A 1,967-nucleotide genomic window follows, 5' to 3' on the forward strand; every position below is an offset into this window, starting at 1 on the left:
GCCGGGAGCTGTTCATCGACCTCGGGACCAACGGGGAGATCGTCCTCAAGAGGGGCCGCGAATTCGCCGCCGCCTCGACGGCCGCCTCGATCGCCCTGCGGCGCTGGGCCCGGTCGAGATAGGCGTAGGCTCCGGTGCTGCCCAGCACGCAGAGGGAGTCGACGCCCGCCGCGACCAGGCGCTCGACCCGGCGTTGCAGCGCATCGAGGTCCACGACGCCGTCGGCGTCTATCGGGGTTGGGGGAAAGGCCGACACGCCTTCGAACAGCGCCATGGGAGTCTCCATCTTGCGATGGCCACCGCATAGCGCCGCGGACGGCGCGTCGCTGACAAACCCGGTTACGCCGCGTTTCAGCACGACGAAGAAGCGGCCGCCGGAGCGATCCGACGGGCGTTTTGATGTCTCGACGGTCGGCCGGATCAGGCGGCGGCGGTGACCGGGGCGCTGGATTCCGACGGGTCGCGCAGGACGTAGCCGCGGCCCCAGACGGTCTCGATATAGTGTTTGCCGCCGGCGGCCGTGGCCAGCTTCTTGCGCAGCTTGCAGATGAAGACGTCGATGATCTTCAGCTCGGGCTCGTCCATGCCGCCGTACAGGTGGTTGAGGAACATTTCCTTGGTCAGGGTGGTGCCCTTGCGGAGCGAGAGCAGCTCCAGCATCTGGTATTCCTTGCCCGTCAGATGGACGCGGTGACCGTTTACCTCGACCGTCTTGCCGTCCAGGTTCACGGCGATCTCGCCGGTGTGGATGATGGCCTGGGCGTGACCCTTGGAGCGGCGGACCACGGCGTGGGTGCGGGCGATCAGCTCGTCCTTGTGGAAGGGCTTGGTCATATAGTCGTCGGCGCCGCCGCCGAAGGTCTTGACCTTGGTCTCGATCTCCGACGAGCCCGAGAGGATCATCACCGGCGTATTGACCTTGCCGACGCGCAGCTGGCGCAGGACCTCGAGGCCGTTCATGTCGGGCAGGTTCAGGTCGAGCAGGATCAGGTCGTAGTCATAGATCTTGCCGAGGTCGATGCCTTCCTCGCCGAGGTCGGTCGTGTAGACATTGAAGCCTTCGGACTTGAGCATGAGCTCGATGCTCTGCGCGGTCGCGTGATCATCTTCGATTAGCAGGACGCGCATTGATGCCCCTCCAGGCAAGAGCTTGACTATAAATGTAACCGCCCCGCTTCGGGGTAACCTTGTTCGAACGTTAACCGGGGAAAAACTTAAGAAGGGTTAACGCCTGTCCCAAAACGAATCGTAGGCTGATTTGCGAATCGGCGTCGAGAGTCCCGAGTCAACCAGCCGACTTTTTTTAACCTTTTGATGGCGCGGCCCGACGATACGACCGATTTCGACGGATCGTAGACATATATTCCTATCTCCGGCTGCGGGACGCGTCCGCCGCCGATGAGGATGGGAGAAGCGGAATGGATGCGTATCGGGTGCCGGTGCGGCGCGAGGACAGGGTCAGGGCCGGGCTGGCGCTGGAGCTGGTGGCCGCTTCGACCGGGGTGCCGAAGGAACGGATGGAGATGCGGGCCCGGCTGGAGGGCAAGGCGTGCCGGGCGCGCTGGCTGGCCATGTACCTGTCCTATGTGACCTTCGGCTGGCCGATGGACCGGGTCGGCCACGCCTTCGGGCTGAACCGCTCGACGGCGGCGGCGGCCTGCCGCTGGGCCGAGGACGGGCGCGACCGGCCGGCGATGGACGACCTGCTGGACCGGCTGGAGCGCTGCGCCAAGGCGGTGATGGAGGCGCCGAAATGCGAACTGCCGGCATGAGCGGCGAGCGGGCGCGGGCCCGGCGGCTGCTGTCGCGGCCGAACGGCTGGATCGAGGCGGTCGCGGGCGGCGGCTATGCGGTGCGGACCGGGGCGGACCGGCGGGCGCGGGTGCAGGCGACCTTGGGCGAGGCCGATTTCCGGGCCCTGATCGCCGATCCGGGGTTGAAGGCGCGGCCGGGCGGCGGCTGGACGG

At 66.6% G+C, this 1,967-nt stretch carries 3 protein-coding genes and 2 pseudogenes; 3 read left to right on the plus strand and 2 right to left on the minus strand.

Annotation, left to right across the window (positions count from 1 at the left end):
• Positions 1-38 precede the first annotated feature (38 nt).
• Entirely contained in the window at positions 39-122 is an 84-nt protein-coding gene (locus tag RDU12_RS15895; protein WP_374990236.1) for a hypothetical protein, read from the plus strand.
• Here the strand turns inward: RDU12_RS15895 and RDU12_RS15900 are convergent.
• Positions 110-286, minus strand: a pseudogene (locus RDU12_RS15900) (dihydrodipicolinate synthase family protein); the annotation flags it as partial. The gene RDU12_RS15895 and the pseudogene RDU12_RS15900 sit on opposite strands and share 13 nt — an antisense overlap.
• A gap of 134 nt (positions 287-420) precedes the next feature.
• The gene (ctrA, locus tag RDU12_RS15345; protein ID WP_300293402.1) at positions 421-1,128 is read right to left on the minus strand and encodes a response regulator transcription factor CtrA; all 708 of its coding nucleotides are present in this window, start codon (positions 1,126-1,128) and stop codon (positions 421-423) included.
• A 290-nt stretch (positions 1,129-1,418) separates the two neighbouring features.
• Between ctrA and RDU12_RS15350 the strand changes: the two genes are divergently transcribed.
• Together RDU12_RS15350 and RDU12_RS15355 are read left to right on the plus strand one after the other, a co-directional pair.
• Positions 1,419-1,772, plus strand: coding sequence for a chromosomal replication initiator DnaA (locus tag RDU12_RS15350; RefSeq protein WP_308685506.1), 354 nt, complete (start codon positions 1,419-1,421; stop codon positions 1,770-1,772).
• Positions 1,754-1,967, plus strand: a pseudogene (locus tag RDU12_RS15355) (hypothetical protein); the annotation flags it as partial. The gene RDU12_RS15350 and the pseudogene RDU12_RS15355, both read left to right, overlap by 19 nt.

It is taken from the genome of Brevundimonas sp., from assembly GCF_031082345.1.
GTDB lineage: Bacteria > Pseudomonadota > Alphaproteobacteria > Caulobacterales > Caulobacteraceae > Brevundimonas.

Coding starts and splice junctions, on each gene's coding strand:
- ctrA (WP_300293402.1), bottom strand. CDS start 1,128: ATGCGCGTCCTGCTAATCGAAGATGATCACGCGACCGCGCAGAGCATC.
- RDU12_RS15350 (WP_308685506.1), top strand. CDS start 1,419: ATGGATGCGTATCGGGTGCCGGTGCGGCGCGAGGACAGGGTCAGGGCC.